The organism is Pseudonocardia alaniniphila (genome assembly GCF_022524485.1).
Lineage (GTDB): Bacteria > Actinomycetota > Actinomycetes > Mycobacteriales > Pseudonocardiaceae > Pseudonocardia > Pseudonocardia alaniniphila.
The window spans coordinates 157,619-173,653 of the sequence record NZ_JAKXMK010000023.1 but is presented as its reverse complement, the minus strand read 5'-3'; the positions used below and the strand labels follow the sequence as shown (position 1 = coordinate 173,653).

Here is a 16,035-nt window from a genome sequence, read left to right as displayed (position 1 = left end):
GCTCACGACAGCACTACGGCTCCTGAATGCCTTTAGAAGGATTGGAGTGCGGCGTTCAGCGTTGCGCTGGCGCGCATCACCCCGTCCGTCTTCTCCCTGTCCACGTAGTAGTAGCCGCCCAGGTCCACCGGGTGGCCCTGTACCGCGTTCAGCTCGTCTACGATCGTCGTCTCGTCGGCGGTCAGGCTCTCGGCCAGCGGAGCGAAGATCTTCGCCAGCTCCGCGTCCTCGTCCTGCTCGGCGAGGGCCCGCGCCCAGTACAGCGCGATGTAGAAGTGGCTGCCGCGGTTGTCCAGCTCACCGGCGCGCCGCGAGGGCGACTTCCCGTTCTCGAGCAGCTTCCCGGTGGCGTCGTCGAGGGCCTTGCCCAGCAGCTTCGCGCGCGGGTTGTCGTCGGAGTCGGCCAGGAACTCCAGCGAGACGGCGAGTGCGAGGAACTCGCCGAGGGAATCCCAGCGCAGGTGGTTCTCGCGCACCATCTGCTGCACGTGCTTCGGAGCCGAGCCACCGGCCCCGGTCTCGAAGAGCCCGCCACCGTTCATCAGCGGGACGATCGAGAGCATCTTTGCGCTCGTACCCAGCTCCAGGATCGGGAACAGGTCGGTGAGGTAGTCGCGCAGGACGTTGCCGGTGACGGAGATCGTGTCCTCGCCGCGCTTCGTGCGCTCCAGCGTGTACCGCGTGGCCTCGGCGACGGGGAGGATCTCGATGGTCAGGCCGTCGGTGTCCTCCTCGGCCAGGTAGGCCCGCACCTTCTTGATGACCTCGGCGTCGTGGCCGCGGGTCTCGTCCAGCCAGAACACGGCAGGCGCGCCGGTGGCGCGGGCCCGGGAGACGGCGAGCTGCACCCAGTTGCGGATCGGGGCGTCCTTGGTCTGGCACGCGCGCCAGAGGTCGCCCTCGCCCACCTCGTGTTCGAGCAGGGTCGTGCCCGAGGCGTCCACGACCCGGACGGTGCCCGCCGCCGCGATCTCGAACGTCTTGTCGTGGCTGCCGTACTCCTCGGCCTTCTGCGCCATCAGGCCCACGTTCGGGACGGTGCCCATCGTGGCGGGGTCGAACGCGCCGTGCTCCCGGCAGAAGTCGACGGTCTCCGCGTACAGCGCGGCGTAGGACGAGTCGGGGATGACGAACTTGGTGTCCTGCAGCTCACCCTTCGCGTTCCACATCTGCCCGGACGAGCGGATCGCGGCCGGCATCGAGGCGTCGATGATGACGTCGCTGGGCACGTGCAGGTTGGTGATGCCGCGGTCGGAGTCGACCATGGCGAGCCCGGGGCCGCTGTCGTACGCGGCGCTGATCGCCTTCTCGATGGCCTCGCGCTTCTCGGCGGGCAGCTTCTCGATGGCGGTGAACACGCTCGCGAGGCCGTCGTCGGGGTCGGCACCGACGGCGGCGAGGTCGTCGCCGTACTGCGCGAACACGTCGGCGAAGTAGGCCTCGACCGCGTGGCCGAACAGGATGGGGTCGGAGACCTTCATCATCGTGGCCTTGACGTGCACCGAGAACAGCACGCCCTGGTCACGGGCGTCGGCGACCTGCTCGGCGAGGAAGGCCGTCAGATCCTGCTTGCGCATGACCGCGGCGTCGAGGATCTCCCCGGGCAGCACGGCGAGCGAGGGCTTCAGCACGGTGACGGTGCCGTCGGCGGCCACGTGCTCGATGCGCAGCTCGGCGCGGTCGTCGAAGGTGACCGACCGCTCGGAGTGGCGGAAGTCGCCGTCGCTCATCGTGGAGACGTGCGAGGTGGAGTCGGCCGACCACTTGCCCATCGAGTGGGGGTGCTTTCGGGCGAAGTTCTTGACCGAGGCAGGCGCCCTGCGGTCGGAGTTGCCCTCGCGCAGGACCGGGTTGACCGCGCTGCCCTTGACCGTGTCGTAGGCGACCTGCGCGGCCTTCTCCTCGTCGGTGCGGGGGTCCTCGGGGTAGTCCGGGACGTCGTAGCCCGCGCCCTGCAGCTCCTTGATGGCCGCCTTCAGCTGCGGGATCGACGCGCTGATGTTGGGCAGCTTGATGATGTTGGCCTCGGGCGTCTTCGCCAGCTCGCCGAGCTCGCTGAGCGCGTCGGGCACGCGCTGGGCGTCGGTCAGCCGGTCGGGGAACTGCGCGAGGATGCGGGCGGCGAGCGAGATGTCACGCGTCTCGACATCCACCCCGGCCTTGCCGGCGAAGGCCTCGATGATCGGTAGGAACGAGTGCGTGGCGAGTGCCGGGGCCTCGTCCGTGTACGTGTAGATGACCTTCATCGTTGTTTCGGGCCTGCCTCGGGACTGGTCGGACCTGGGTCGCGGAGCGCGCTGCTCCCTCTCGACACGCTATCCCTTGCACAACACGACCGGGGGAGTGCGTCGCACGACATGGTGGTCAGTACGCCGACATCACAGTGATCGAAGATCATCGGTGGGATCCGGGTGGTCGTTCCGCTACCGTTGGTACACCTCACCGTCCCCGGGAGACGCGGCCGTGGCCTCAAGGTTCAAGATTCCGAAGCTAGAGAAGAAGACGTTCCGAGGATGGACGTTCGTGCTGGTCGTCGGCGTGCTCCTCGCGTTCATCGCCATCATCGACCGCGGTGGCCTGAACGATCAGTCGGCCGCCGCCGACGGGTCCACCGGCTGCCAGCTCGAGGTCGCAGCCGACCAGCTCAACGTACGAGCCGCGCCCGACCCGGACTCCGCCCTGCTCCAGACGCTCGTGCGTGGCGACCGCGTCGACGGCACCCGGATCGTCACCAACGGGTTCCGCGAGCTGGAGGGCAACCAGTGGGCGGCTGACCAGTTCCTGACCCCGCTCCCGGACACCAACTGCGCTTGAGGGACGCTGCGGGCGTGCGCACCGTCAGCTCGGTCAACGTCAACGGGGTCCGAGCGGCCGCCGCGAAGGGGCTCCTGCGCTGGCTGACCGGCACGTCCGCCGACATCGTCTGCCTGCAGGAGACACGCGCGCAGCTCGACGAGTTGCCGCCCGCGATGCTCGCAGGCTGGCACCTCGCCTACGCCCCGTGCGAGAGCACTCGCGGGCGCAACGGCGTCGGTGTGCTCACGAGAGAGCAGCCCGAGGCCGTCAGGGTGGGCATCGGCGAGGCGGAGTTCGACGGCGCCGGGCGCTATCTCGAGGTCGACCTGCCCGGCCTCACCGTCGCGTCCCTCTACCTGCCCAACGGCACCGTCGGCACGCCGAGGCAGGCGGAGAAGAACCGCTTCCTCGCGCTCTTCGCCCCCTTCCTCGCCGAGCGGCGGGAGAAGGCGGCCGCGGAGGACCGGGAGATGCTGGTCTGCGGCGACTGGAACATCGCGCCGACGGAAGCCGACATCCGCAACTGGCGTGGCAACGTCAAGAACTCGGGGTTCCTGCCCCACGAGCGGGAGTGGATGGCTGCGCTCTTCGCGAGCGGCTGGGTGGACGTCGTGCGGGCCCTGCACCCGGGCGTCGACGGGCCGTACTCGTGGTGGTCCTACCGGGGACGGGCCTTCGACAACGACACGGGATGGCGCATCGACCACCACGTCGCGACGCCGGAGCTGGCCGCGCGCGCCGTCTCCGCCGTGGTGGAGCGGGCACAGAGCCACGGTGAGCGCTGGTCGGACCACGCGCCGGTGACCATCGTGTACGCATCATGAACCCGGTCAGCCCCACGCGCGTCATCGGCGGCCGCTACGTCGTGCTCGGCGAGCTCGGCCGCGGTGGCATGGGCATCGTGTGGCGCGCCGAGGACCGCGTGATGGGCCGGCAGGTGGCGGTGAAGGAGCTCCACCTCCCGGAGGGGCACAGCGCCGAGGACCGGCGCTCGTTCCGGGAGCGGCTGCTCCGCGAGGCACGCACGGCCGGTCGGCTCAACGACCCCGGCATCGTCACCGTCTACGACGTCGTCACCGACGACGGGATCGACCACATCGTGATGGAGCTGGTGGAGGCGCCCACCCTCGCCGACGTGGTGCAGCGTCACGGGCCACTCGACGAGCGTTCGGCCGCGTCCGTGGCCCAGCAGCTGCTCAGCGCGCTGCGCACCGCACACGAGAGCGGGGTGGTGCACCGTGACGTCAAGCCCAGCAACGTCATGCTCGGCCCGGGCAGCCGGGTGCGGCTCGCCGACTTCGGGATCGCCCAGGCCGTCGACGACCCGGGGCTGACCACCACCGGTTCGGTCATCGGCTCGCCCAGCTATCTCTCACCGGAGCGGCTGGAGGGAGCGCAGGCGACTCCGGCATCGGATCTGTGGGCGGCAGGCGCCACGCTGTTCTACGCGGTTCACGGCACCGGGCCGTTCAGCCGGGAGACGACGGCGGCCACGATCGCCGCGGTGCTGCACGCCGACGTACCGAGCACCCGCACCCGGGGGCCGCTCGGGGCGGTCATCTCGGGGCTCCTGCAGCGTTCCCCGCAGGCCCGGCTCAGCGGAGTGCAGGCCGCTGCCCTTCTCTCGGCGCCGGGCACGGAGACCACACCGCTGTTCCACGGGCCGCCCTCCGCCCCGGCTGCGGCATCGGCGACGTCCGCCCGGCGACGCTGGGTATGGCCCGTGGTGGCGCTGGTGCTGGGGGCGGTGCTGGGCATGGCCGGGGGGCTCGCCCTGGCCAGGGCGGGAGTTCTCGTCCCGTCCGGACCGGACGTCACCACGTTGACCTACGGCCCGGGCGGCGACCTGCCGGACTTCGGTTCGAGGTTCCGGGCGTGCCTGCAGGGCCAGCTCGCCCCGGGGCGCGCGTTCCCCTCCGGCTCCACCGTGAGCTGCGACGGCCCGCACGACCTCGAGGTGTTCCAGACCTTCGACCCCTTCGGCCCACAGCGCGCCCTGCCCTACCCAGGACGCCCGCAGCTCGCTTCGTACGCGGCGCAGGCGTGCACGCTGGTGTTCGACTCGGGAGTGGTCACCGGGCCCGCCAAGGATCGGCTCGCCGTGGCGGCTCTCGTGCCGTCGCAGGCGGCGTTCGAGACGCCCGTCGGGGCCTCGTCGAGCTTCACGAACCGGGACGTGATCTGCCTGCTGCGCTCCGCCGACGGCAGCCAGATCACCGGCACCCGCGTCGCGGACGACTCCTAGCCGTCCGCGTAATCGGCCGGACAGCATCGGGCCGCCGTGGTGGGATGCGGCGATGAGCACCGCCTCCCACCGCAACGTCGACCTCGTGGTTGCCGCCCTCACCACGGGCGGCGCCGACCCCTCCCGGATCGCCAGGCTGCAGGTCCTGCCCGACGCCGTCACCACCGCCGCGGCTGCCGCGGCGGCGCTGCACGTCGAGGTCGGGCAGATCGCCAACTCGCTCGTGTTCGAGATGTCGGGCGGCGCCCCGCTGCTCGTGCTCACCTCCGGCGCGCACCGGGTGGACACGGGCAAGGTCGCGGCCATCCTCGGCGTGGAGCGGGTGCGACGGGCCTCGCCGGAGTTCGTGCGTGCGGCCACCGGCCAGGCGATCGGCGGCGTGGCACCGGTCGGGCACCCTGCCCCTCTGCGCACGCTCGTGGACCGGGCGCTCGCGGCTTTCGACGAGGTCTGGGCCGCTGGAGGGATCGCGCACGCCGTGTTCCCCACCACCTTCGACGAGCTCGTGGCCGTCACCGGAGGGGAGCCCGCCGACGTGGCATGACGGACATCGGTGACGAACTGGGTAAGGGCAGGCTATCCTCCGGCCGCCCTGTTGATCTGCCCCAGGAGGCACCGTGCCCGCCATTCCCCTCGAACCCGCCGCCGCGCACATCACGCGCCGCAGGCTGCTGACCGGCGCGGGGGCGTTGGGCGCTCTCGGTCTGCTCACGGCCTGCGGCGGCGGTACCGGCACCACGGCGGCGCCGTCGGCCCCGGGCACGGCAGGCTTCCCGATCACGGTCGAGCACCGCAACGGGACGACGCAGATCCCTGGCCCGCCGCAGCGGGTCGTCACCATCGGGTACAGCGACCAGGACCCGGTGCTCGCACTCGGCGTGCGTCCGGTCGGGGTCACCGACTGGTACGGCGACCACCCCTACGCCACCTGGCCGTGGGCGCAGGACGAGCTCGGCGACGCGAAGCCCGCGGTGATGAACCGCGGCACGTTCACCGGCACGCCGGAGTACCAGTACGAGGAGATCGCCGCGCTGGCCCCCGACCTGATCATCGGGCTCTACACCAGCATCGACGCCACCCAGTACGAGACGCTCTCGCGCATCGCGCCCACCGTCGGGCCGCCCGCGGGGTTCCCCGAGTGGGGTGCGCCGTGGCAGGAGTACACGCGGCTGGCCGGCCGCGCGCTCGGCCGTTCCGAGCGCGCCGAGGAGCTGATCGCCGGGATCGACGCCCAGCTGGCCGCGGCCCGCGCCGCCCACCCGGAGTTCGAGGGCCGCACCGCCGTGGTCGCCGAGCGCAACGAACCCGGCATCTCCTTCGTCCGATCGCCGGGCGACCAGCGCTCCCAGCTGATCGCCGCCCTGGGCTTCACGATCCCGCCCGAGATCGGTCAGCTCGCAGGCGACCAGGACGGCGCGACGATCAGCGACGAGCAGATGGGTCTGCTCGACCGCGACGTACTGCTGTGGAACACCGGCTACACGCCCGAGGTGCGCCCGGAGATCGAGGCTGCGCCGCTCTACTCACAGATGGCCGTGGTGCGGGCCGGGCGGTCGCTGTTCGTGGAGGATCCGCTGGTCTCGGCCGCATGGACGTGGGGCACGGTGCTGAGCCTGCCGAGCGTCGTCGACGCGCTCGTGGCGCAGCTCGACGCGGTGGTCACCTGAGCCGCGGCCGCATCTGTGAGCAGGGTGGCGCCCGTCACCCTGGCCGGTGGGGCAGCCGGTCGACCGGGCTCCATCTCGCGACCTAGTGTTCAGGAGTGTCTGATTTCGTGACCGTGCCGGAGCCGCCGGCGTCCGCCTCCGCCCTGCGTCGAGCACTGCGCCGGGTCCGCGACGGTGTCGCCCTCGACGTCACCGAGGCGTCCGTGCTGTTGGCCGCCCGCGGGGCGGAGCTCGACGAGCTCCTTACCGCGGCGTCCCGGGTGCGTGACGCCGGGCTGGTCGCCGAGGGCCGTCCGGGCGTGGTGACGTACTCGCGGAAGGTGTTCATCCCGCTCACCCGCCTCTGCCGCGACCGCTGCCACTACTGCACGTTCGCCACGGTCCCGCATCGGCTGCCCGCCGCGTTCCTCGAGCGCGACGAGGTGCTGGAGATCGCCAGGGCCGGAGCCGCTGCCGGGTGCAAGGAAGCCCTGTTCACTCTGGGCGACCGCCCGGAAGAACGCTGGCCCGCAGCCAGGGAGTGGCTCGAGGCGCGTGGCTACGGTTCCACCCTCGACTACGTCCGCGCCTGCGCGATCGCGGTGCTGGAGGAGACGGGACTGCTCCCGCACCTCAACCCCGGTGTCATGAGCTGGGCGGAGCTCACGCGGCTCAAGCCGGTGGCGCCGAGCATGGGCATGATGCTCGAGACCACGGCCACGAGGCTGTGGTCCGAGCCGGGCGGGCCGCATTACGGCAGCCCGGACAAGGACCCCGCGGTACGGCTGCGCACCCTCACCGACGCCGGACGGGTGGGCGTCCCGTTCACCACCGGCATCCTCATCGGGATCGGCGAGACGCGCACGGAGCGGGCCGAGTCGATCTTCGCGATCCGGTCGGCAGCCCGAGCGCACGGCCACATCCAGGAAGTGATCGTCCAGAACTTCCGCGCCAAGCCCGATACGGCGATGGCGAACGACCCGGACGCCGACCTCGACGACCTGGCCGCCACCATCGCCGTCGCGCGGCTCGTGCTCGGCCCGAAGATGCGGGTGCAGGCGCCGCCGAACCTCGTCGGTGACGAGTTCGCGCTGATGCTCCGCGCGGGCATCGACGACTGGGGCGGCGTCTCGCCCGTCACGGCCGACCACGTCAACCCCGAGCGGCCGTGGCCTGCGATCGATGAGCTGGCCGCCCGGTCGGCCGCTGCCGGGTTCACGCTGCGGGAGCGGCTCACCGCGTACCCGAAGTACGTGCTGGCCGGGTCGCCCTGGATCGACACGCGCTTGCACGCGCACGTCGCCGCGCTCGCCGACCCGGAGACCGGACTGGCGAACGCCAGCGCCGCGGTGCGGGGGCGGCCGTGGCAGGAGCCCGATGGCGGGTTCGAGTCCAGCGGCCGGATCGACCTCAACACCGCCATCGACTCCGAGGGACGCACGGAGGACCGGCGCGGCGACTTCGAGTCGGTCTACGGCGACTGGGACGAGCTGCGCTCCGAGCTCGCAGCGCACCAGCGGAGCGCTCCGGAGCGGCTGGACTCCGACGTCCGCGCCGGGCTCGCGCTCGCCGCGTCCGATCCGGCCGCGCTGCTCGACCCCGCGAACGAGGCCGCGGCGATGGCCGTGCTCACCGCGGACGGCCCGGCCCTCGACGAGCTCGCCAGGCTCGCCGACCAGCTGCGCGCCGACGTGGTGGGTGACGCGGTGTCCTACGTGGTCAACCGCAACATCAACTTCTCGAACGTCTGCTACGTGGGGTGCCGGTTCTGCGCGTTCGCGCAGCGCGAGCGCGACGCCGACGCGTTCCGGCTCTCGCTCGACGAGGTGGCCGCGCGCGCCGTGGAGGCCGCGGAGGACGGCGCCACCGAGGTGTGCATGCAGGGCGGGATCGACCCTCAGCTGCCCGTGTCGTTCTACGCCGACCTGGTGCGCGCCGTGAAGGCCGCGGTACCCGGCATGCACGTGCACGCGTTCAGCCCGATGGAGATCGTCAGCGCATCGGCGAAGGCAGGCGTCTCGATCGAGGAGTGGCTCACCGAGCTGCGCGATGCCGGGCTGGGGTCGATCCCCGGCACCGCAGCCGAGATCCTCGACGACGAGGTGCGCTGGGTGCTCACCAAGGGCAAGCTGCCTGCCGCCCAGTGGCTCGAGGTCGTCGGCACGGCGCACCGCCTCGGCATCCCGTCGTCGTCGACGATGATGTACGGCCACGTCGACGAGCCACGGCACTGGCTCGGCCACCTGCGCACCCTCGCGACCCTGCAGGACACGTCCCTCGAAGCGGGCGCGGCGTCGTTCACCGAGTTCGTCCCGCTCCCGTTCGTGCACCACAACGCGCCGATCTACCTCGCAGGCATCGCGCGCCCCGGGCCCACCACGCGCGACAACCGGGCCGTGCACGCGTTCGCCCGGCTCGCCCTGCACGGTCGCATCGACCACGTGCAGTGCTCGTGGGTGAAGCTCGGCGACGACCTCTCCGCGGAGATCCTGCAGGGCGGCGCCGACGACATGGGCGGCACGCTCATGGAGGAGACGATCAGCCGGATGGCGGGTTCGGAGAACGGTTCGGCGCGCACGGTGGCCGAGCTGGCGGCGATCGCGGCCAAGGCAGGACGTCCGGTGCGGCAGCGCAGCACCACCTACCGCGAGCCGGTGGAGCGGCTGGTGCCTGCGCAGCCGTCGGGTCCGCGGTTGCTCCCGCTGACCACGGCCTGACAGCGGCGAACGGCGACGACAGGGCGGCAACCCGGGCTGACGGCCGTGGACACGTCGGTGTGACGTGTCCACGGTGACCCGCTCGTGGGCCCAACTCACACCGGCCCGGTGGACGGGCTCAGCGCTGCGGTGAAGCGGTCGCCGCCGTGACTGCCTCCTGGCAGCGGCACCGCCCACCGCGTGGCGACGCGCGCTCGCGGCCAGGCGCGGCCCACCAGCGGTGATGGTCGTATCGTGGGGGCATGGGCGTTCTCGGTGAGCTCTTCCCCGGTCCGAAGATCCGTGACGAGTCCGGCGAGTCCGGGAACGGGCAGGAGTGGGAGCTCGGCCCGATCGACCTCGACAACCGCACCGTCGAGGTCCGCCGGGTCGAGCCGGCCCCGCAGGAGGAGACTCCCGGCCCCGAGTCGGAGGACTGAACCTTCCCTTGACGACATCGGAGGGAAGCGGGATGAGCCGTCCGCTGGAAGGCCTGCACGTCGTCGAGTGCGCGAGTTTCGTCGCGGGACCGACCGGTGGGATGACGCTGGCCCAGTTGGGAGCCGACGTCGTGCGCGTCGACCCGGTGGGTGGTGGCAGTGACTACCGCCGCTGGCCCGTGGCAGGCAACGGCACCGGCGGGGCAGAGGCCGAGTCGTACTACTGGGCCTCGCTCAACAAGGGCAAGCGTTCGGTCGCGATCGATCTGCGGACCCCGGCGGGCCGCGAGCTGCTCACCGCCCTGGTCACCGCGCCGGGGCCGGACCGCGGCGTGCTCGTCGACAACGTGGTGGGGCGGCGGTGGATGGCCAACGATGTGCTCGCCGCCCGGCGGCCCGACCTGATCCACGTCCGCGTACAGGGCTACCCCGACGGGCGGCCCGCTGTCGACTACACCGTCAACGCCGAGGTGGGCATCCCGCAGATCACGGGCCCGGAGGAGGGCGGCGCGCCCGTCAACCACGTGCTGCCGGCCTGGGACTTCACGACCGGCCTCAGCGTCTCCACCGCCGTGCTCGCCGCCCTGTACGAGCGGGCCCGCACCGGTCGGGGCGCGTACGTCGAGCTCGCCCTGTCCGACGTGGCGCTGGCGGGCGTCGCGAACCTCGGCTGGTTGTCGGAGGCCGCCGAGCGTGGCCGGGAGCGGCCGCGGCACGGCAACCACGTGTACGGCAGCTTCGGAGTCGATTTCGCCTGCTCGGACGGGCAGCGGGTGATGGTCGTCGCGCTGACCGAGGGCCAGTGGGACGCGCTGCGCAAGGTGACCGGCACGGCCGGGGTGTTCGACGCGCTGGAGACGGCACTCTCCGCAGACCTCACCCAGGAGGCCGAGCGCTACCGGCTGCGGGAGACGATCGCGGCGATCCTGCGGCCGTGGTTCGCCGCGCGGAACCTCGCGCAGGTCAGCGAGGAGCTCGACGCCGCGCGGGTGCTGTGGGGCCGCTACCGCGGCATGACCGAGGTGGTCGCCGCCCACCGGGAGGGTGCCCACCCGGTGCTCGTCGACATGACGCTGCCCGGCGGGGAAGCTGCGATCACCGCCCGGTCACCGATGCGGTGGAACGGTGACCACGGCGGCCCGGGGGAGGCTCCCGAGCTCGGGCGCGACACCGGGCAGGTTCTCGCCGAGCTGCTCGGCCTCGACGCCGCCGAGATCGGCAAGCTGATGGACGCAGGCACCGTCGCGGACGCGGGCAGACACTCGGCGTGATGCGGGGCACCGGCCTGATACCGGGTGGACGTCGGTTGCGAGAATCGAGGCATGACCGCCGCCACCGACCGCCGTCCGCGGGTGCTCTCCGGCATCCAGCCGACCGCGGAGTCGTTCCACCTCGGTAACTACCTCGGTGCGGTGCGGCAGTGGGTCGCCATGCAGGACGACCACGACGCGTTCTACTTCGTCCCCGACCTGCACGCGATCACCGTCGAGCACGACCCGAAGACGCTCGCCGCCCGCACGCGCAACGCCGTCGCGCAGCTGCTCGCCCTGGGCCTCGATCCCGACCGCTGCACGGTCTTCGTGCAGTCCCACGTGCCCGAGCACCCACAGCTGGCGTGGGTGCTGGAGTGCCTCACCGGGTTCGGTGAAGCGAGTCGGATGACGCAGTTCAAGGACAAGACCGCGCGCCATGGCAGCGACCGCGCCACGGTCGGCCTGTTCACCTATCCGATGCTGATGGCCTCCGACATCCTGCTCTACCAGCCCGACCGGGTGCCGGTGGGCGAGGACCAGCGCCAGCACGTCGAGCTCACCCGCGGCCTCGCGCAGCGGTTCAACTCCCGGTACGGCAAGGCACTGACCGTGCCCGAGCCCTACATCCCGCCGGGGATCGCCAAGATCCAGGACCTGCAGGACCCGACGGCGAAGATGAGCAAGTCGGCGTCGAGCCCGTCCGGGATCGTGGAGCTGCTCGACGACCCGAAGGTGAGCGCGAAGAAGATCCGCTCCGCCGTCACCGACACCGAGCGGGAGATCCGGTACGACCCGGAGACCAAGCCCGGTGTCTCGAACCTCCTGACGATCTACTCCGCCCTCTCCGACCGGAAGATCTCCGAACTGGAGGAGGCGTACGCGGGCAAGGGCTACGGCGACCTGAAGAAGGACCTCGCCGACGTCGTCGCCGAATTCGTTGAGCCGCTGCGAGAACGGGTACGGACGTACTTGGACGATCCGGCCGAGCTCGACCGGGTGCTTGCTGCTGGCGCCTCCCGGGCGCGGGAGGTCGCCGGCGCGACACTGGCCGCCGTCCACGAGAAGATCGGGTTCTTGCCACCGACCGGATGAGGTGACGAGTGTGGCCGCCCCAGCAGCCCGGACGAACGCAGGTGAGAAGGACGCTGGGGCGAAGGGCGGCCCCTCGATGGTGGAGCGGCTCCGGGAGCGCTACGAGTGGCTCGATCATCTCATGCGCGCCGGGGCGCGCTACAGCGCGCGCAACGGCGACCACTACGCCGCGGCCATCACGTACTTCAGTGTCCTGTCGCTGGTGCCACTCGTGATGGTGGCGTTCGCCGCCGCCGGGTACGTGCTGTTCCTCCGGCCGGAACTGCTGGCGGAGCTGCAGGCCGGAATCGCGAAGAATGTGCCGGCGGGGCTGGAGAGCGTGATCATGCCGATCATCAACGGCGCGATCGCGTCCCGCAACGCCGTGGGCATCATCGGCCTGCTCGCCGCGCTCTACTCCGGCATCGGCTGGATGTCCAACCTGCGCGATGCGCTGTCGGCGCAGTGGGGGCAGGTCCCGACCGCCCCGCCGCTGCTCAAGCGCCTGCTCTTCGACCTGCTCACGCTCCTCGGCCTCGGCCTGGCTCTGGTGGCGTCCTTCGCGATCACCGGCCTGGCGTCCGGGTTCGTCGCCACCGTGCTCCGGCTCGTGGGGCTCGCCGACGAGGGCTGGGCGCCGGTCATGTTCACCGTGATCGGAGTGGCGCTCGGGCTGCTGGCGAACTGGCTCATCTTCCTCTGGGTGATCGCCCGCCTGCCCCGCCAGCACGCGACGCTGCGGAGCGCGGCCAAGGCAGCCGTGCTGGGCGCGATCGGTTTCGAGGTGCTCAAGCAGGTGATGACCTACTACCTCGGCGCGGTCACCAGTTCGCCGAGCGGGGCGATCTTCGGCCCGCTCCTCGGTCTGCTCGTGTTCGCCTACTTCGTCTCGCGGTTCATCCTCCTCGTCACGGCGTGGGCGGCGACCTCCCGGGAGAACGAGCAGGAGGAGCCCACCCCGGTGCCCCCGCCCGCCGTGATCAGGCCGGCGGTCACGGTGCGATCCGGCCCGACCGGCGGCACGGCTCTCGGCCTGCTCGGCGCGGGTCTCGTCACCGGCCTGGTCGGCAGCCGCTTCCTCCCGGGCCGCCGCCGCGACGGCTGATCCGAGAGCCGCCGAGCTCAGCGGCGGGACCGGCGGCGCAGGGTCAGCAGAACGGCGGTCGCGCCGGCCGCGACGGCGAGCCCGATCGGCAGCACCGGCACCACCGTCGCGTGGCTCGGCTCTCGCGCCGTCACGTCCGGGACGACGGCGGGTGTGTTCATCACCGGAGGAGACTCCACCGGCGCCCGGTCGACGAGCGTCCCGACCGGCTCCGCATCCGCCGGCTGCGCGAAACCCCAGTCCAGCAGCGCCGCGGCCTGCTTCCACAACGGCACGGGATGCTGCTCGCCGCGCACGAGGGCGACCACCAGCCGTCGCCCGTTGCGTTCCGCGGCTCCGACGATGGTGTGCCGGGCCGCGTCCGTGAACCCGGTCTTGTCCCCGAGCGCCCCTGGGTACTGCCCGAGCAGATGGCTCGTGTTGCTCACCACGAACCCGGGCCTGTCGCCGTATCCCGGGAAGGCCACGCTGCGGGTGGCGATCGTGCCGGCGAACAACGGCTCGCGCATCGCGACGCGGAAGAGCAGCGCGAGGTCGTAGGCCGACGTCGACATCCCCGGGCCGTCCAGGCCGGACACCGAGGCCGGCAACGTGTCCAACGCACCGAGCTCACCGGCGACGGCGGCCATGCGTGCCCGTGTCAGGGCGTCGCCACCCTGAGCGCGGGCGAGGGCCTGTGCGGTGTCGTTGCCGGAGTTGAGCAGAAGACCGGCCAGAAGCTGGCGAACGGTGTAGCGACCGCCGGGTCCGATGCCCGCCTTGCTGCCCTCGATCTGCTGGTCCTCTGCCGTGCCGTCGACCACGGCGTCCGGGTCGAGGTTGCGCACCGCGACGATCGCCGTGAGCACCTTGAGGGTCGACGCGGGCCGGTGGCGCGCATGCGGCGCCCGGGCGGCCAGCACGGCACCGGAGTCCATGTCCGCGAGCACCCACGAGGGGGCGCCCACCTGTGGCGCGCCCGTCGTCCCGGCCTCACCGCAGGTTCCGAGCTGCGGGCCGCCCACCGGTTCGGCAGGCCACGGCAAGGGCTCGACGGCGGCAACGAGCTCTTCGCGGGCGAACGGGGGAGGCGGAGCTTGCTGGCCCGCGCATCCCGGGGCCGGCGTCACGGGCGCGACAAGGGCAGCCACCACCGCGATGATGCCCAGAAGTTGCACGCCGTGACTCTACGATCGCTCCACGCCGCGGTGGGTCACCCGAGGAGTGGCTTCCTCGGCCGGCGGGCCGAACCACCCGTTGTCGCCGCCATGAACCGGGGTGAACGTGACCTGAGCTGCGCCAACCGGGCGAACACGGGGCCGGGGGAGCCGACGGCCCGCGCCCCGGGATCGGGCGACTCGCCGGGGACGGTTTCTTGCTACCCGGGAAGCGCGCGAGCCCCTATCATGATCAACGCCAATCGGGTGCTTGCGAGGTGGGAAGGCGCCGCCTTGCAAGCTGGTTGCTGCACGTGACCTCGCGCTCACTGAACGGAGCCGACGATTAGGTCACGCCACTGATTCCTTTCTGTGAACTGATCAATCGCTCGGCTACGTTCCCCTCCGGCGTGCCGTCCGAGATCGGTCATGCCGGAACAGGAGGCCTTCTTCAGTGCGGATCAGACGTGGATTCGTGCTGGCAGCTGCCGTGCTGACCAGCGCGCTGGTGGTGGTGGGCTGTGCCCGCGACACCGGGACCAGCCAGCCCGCCGGCGGCGGTGGGACGAATGCGGGTGCGTGCGCGCGGAACTCCGCGCCGTCCGCCCCTGGCGGCGGCTCCGCGAGCCCGGCGCCTGCGCTGCCGAACGCCGACGCGAGCGGCCTCAAGGTCGGTCTGGCCTTCGACATCGGCGGCCGCGGCGACGCGTCCTTCAACGACGCCGCGGGCGCAGGCCTCGACCGGGCCATCAGCGAGCTCGGTCTCGCCAAGGCCAACACCAAGGAGCTCACCGCAGGCCCGAACGAGAGCGAGGACGCAGCGGCCACCCGGCTGCGCCAGCTCGCGAGCGAGGGCTACAACCCGGTCATCGCGGTCGGCTTCAAGTACGCCACCGCGCTGAAGACCGTCGCGGCCGAGAGCCCGAACACCCAGTTCGCGATCGTCGACGACAGCTCGGTCGAGCTGCCGAACGTCACGCCGCTGGTGTTCGCCGAGGAGCAGGGCTCCTTCCTGGTGGGTGTCGCCGCAGCGCTCAAGACGCAGACGTGCAAGATCGGGTTCGTCGGCGGGGTCGAGCAGCCGCTGATCCAGAAGTTCCAGGCCGGATACGTGCAGGGTGCGAAGGCCGTGGCGCCCGACATCCAGGTCGACGTCGACTACCTCACCCCGGCCGGTGACTTCACCGGCTTCAGCGACCCCGCCAAGGGGCAGGTGGTGGCCACCGGTCAGCTCGACGGCGGCGCCGACGTGATCTACCACGCCGCGGGAGCGTCGGGGCAGGGCGTGTTCCAGGCCGTGAAGGCCGCGGGCAAGTCCGCCATCGGCGTCGACTCGGACCAGCACAACATCCCGGGCCTCTCCGACGTGAAGGACGTGATCATCACGTCGATGCTGAAGCGCGTGGACGTGGCGGTCTTCGACTACATCAACGCCGCGGCGGCCGGGAACCTCAGCACCCTGCCCGACACCTTCGACCTGAAGGTGGACGGAGTCGGGTACGCCACCTCGGGCGGCAAGGTCGACGACATCACGACCCAGCTCGACGCGTACAAGGCCGCGATCATCAGCGGCGTGATCTCGGTCGAGACCACGCCCACGTCGTCCTGACCCCGGGGCACCTGTCGGGGGCCGGAGTCGCCTAGGCG

General features: G+C 71.6%; 13 protein-coding genes. 11 read left to right on the top strand and 2 right to left on the bottom strand.

What is annotated here, in order from left to right:
- Nucleotides 1–32 precede the first annotated feature (32 nt).
- Nucleotides 33–2,246: an NADP-dependent isocitrate dehydrogenase gene (locus MMF94_RS25840; protein ID WP_241039766.1), complete on the bottom strand. Its 2,214-nt coding sequence runs from the start codon at nt 2,244–2,246 to the stop codon at nt 33–35.
- Between the two features lie 217 nt (nt 2,247–2,463).
- On the opposite strand from MMF94_RS25840, the gene MMF94_RS25835 reads away from it, so the two are divergent.
- From MMF94_RS25835 to yhjD, 10 genes are all read left to right on the top strand, one after another.
- Nucleotides 2,464–2,814, top strand: a complete 351-nt coding sequence (locus tag MMF94_RS25835) for an SH3 domain-containing protein (protein WP_241039765.1) — start codon at nt 2,464–2,466, stop codon at nt 2,812–2,814.
- Nucleotides 2,815–2,828: 14 nt separating this feature from the next.
- A complete protein-coding gene (locus MMF94_RS25830) occupies nt 2,829–3,620 on the top strand; it encodes an exodeoxyribonuclease III (protein WP_241039764.1) in 792 nt (263 codons plus the stop codon).
- Nucleotides 3,617–5,041: a serine/threonine-protein kinase gene (locus tag MMF94_RS25825; protein WP_241039763.1), complete on the top strand. Its 1,425-nt coding sequence runs from the start codon at nt 3,617–3,619 to the stop codon at nt 5,039–5,041. The genes MMF94_RS25830 and MMF94_RS25825 overlap by 4 nt, the downstream gene beginning before the upstream one ends.
- Nucleotides 5,042–5,093: 52 nt before the next feature.
- Complete coding sequence (locus tag MMF94_RS25820; protein WP_241039762.1) at nt 5,094–5,585, top strand: YbaK/EbsC family protein; 492 nt, start codon at nt 5,094–5,096, stop codon at nt 5,583–5,585.
- Nucleotides 5,586–5,658: 73 nt separating this feature from the next.
- A complete protein-coding gene (locus MMF94_RS25815) occupies nt 5,659–6,708 on the top strand; it encodes an iron-siderophore ABC transporter substrate-binding protein (RefSeq protein ID WP_241039761.1) in 1,050 nt (349 codons plus the stop codon).
- Between the two features lie 95 nt (nt 6,709–6,803).
- Nucleotides 6,804–9,404: a bifunctional FO biosynthesis protein CofGH gene (locus MMF94_RS25810; RefSeq protein WP_241039760.1), complete on the top strand. Its 2,601-nt coding sequence runs from the start codon at nt 6,804–6,806 to the stop codon at nt 9,402–9,404.
- Between the two features lie 242 nt (nt 9,405–9,646).
- Nucleotides 9,647–9,823, top strand: coding sequence for a hypothetical protein (locus tag MMF94_RS25805; RefSeq protein ID WP_241039759.1), 177 nt, complete (start codon nt 9,647–9,649; stop codon nt 9,821–9,823).
- A 32-nt stretch (nt 9,824–9,855) separates the two neighbouring features.
- Nucleotides 9,856–11,094 (top strand): CoA transferase, encoded by a 1,239-nt coding sequence (locus MMF94_RS25800; RefSeq protein ID WP_241039758.1) that lies wholly within the window; start codon nt 9,856–9,858, stop codon nt 11,092–11,094.
- 51 nt (nt 11,095–11,145) lie between these two features.
- Nucleotides 11,146–12,168 carry a tryptophan--tRNA ligase gene (gene trpS, locus MMF94_RS25795; protein WP_241039757.1) on the top strand — a complete coding sequence of 341 codons (1,023 nt, stop codon included), beginning with the start codon at nt 11,146–11,148 and terminating at the stop codon, nt 12,166–12,168.
- Between the two features lie 10 nt (nt 12,169–12,178).
- Nucleotides 12,179–13,252, top strand: a complete 1,074-nt coding sequence (gene yhjD / locus MMF94_RS25790) for an inner membrane protein YhjD (protein ID WP_241039756.1) — start codon at nt 12,179–12,181, stop codon at nt 13,250–13,252.
- A 17-nt stretch (nt 13,253–13,269) separates the two neighbouring features.
- Here the strand turns inward: yhjD and MMF94_RS25785 are convergent, their stop codons facing one another.
- Nucleotides 13,270–14,409, bottom strand: coding sequence for a D-alanyl-D-alanine carboxypeptidase family protein (locus tag MMF94_RS25785; RefSeq protein WP_241039755.1), 1,140 nt, complete (start codon nt 14,407–14,409; stop codon nt 13,270–13,272).
- Nucleotides 14,410–14,842: 433 nt separating this feature from the next.
- Between MMF94_RS25785 and MMF94_RS25780 the strand changes: the two genes are divergently transcribed.
- Nucleotides 14,843–15,997, top strand: coding sequence for a BMP family lipoprotein (locus tag MMF94_RS25780; RefSeq protein WP_379660539.1), 1,155 nt, complete (start codon nt 14,843–14,845; stop codon nt 15,995–15,997).
- Nucleotides 15,998–16,035 lie beyond the last annotated feature (38 nt).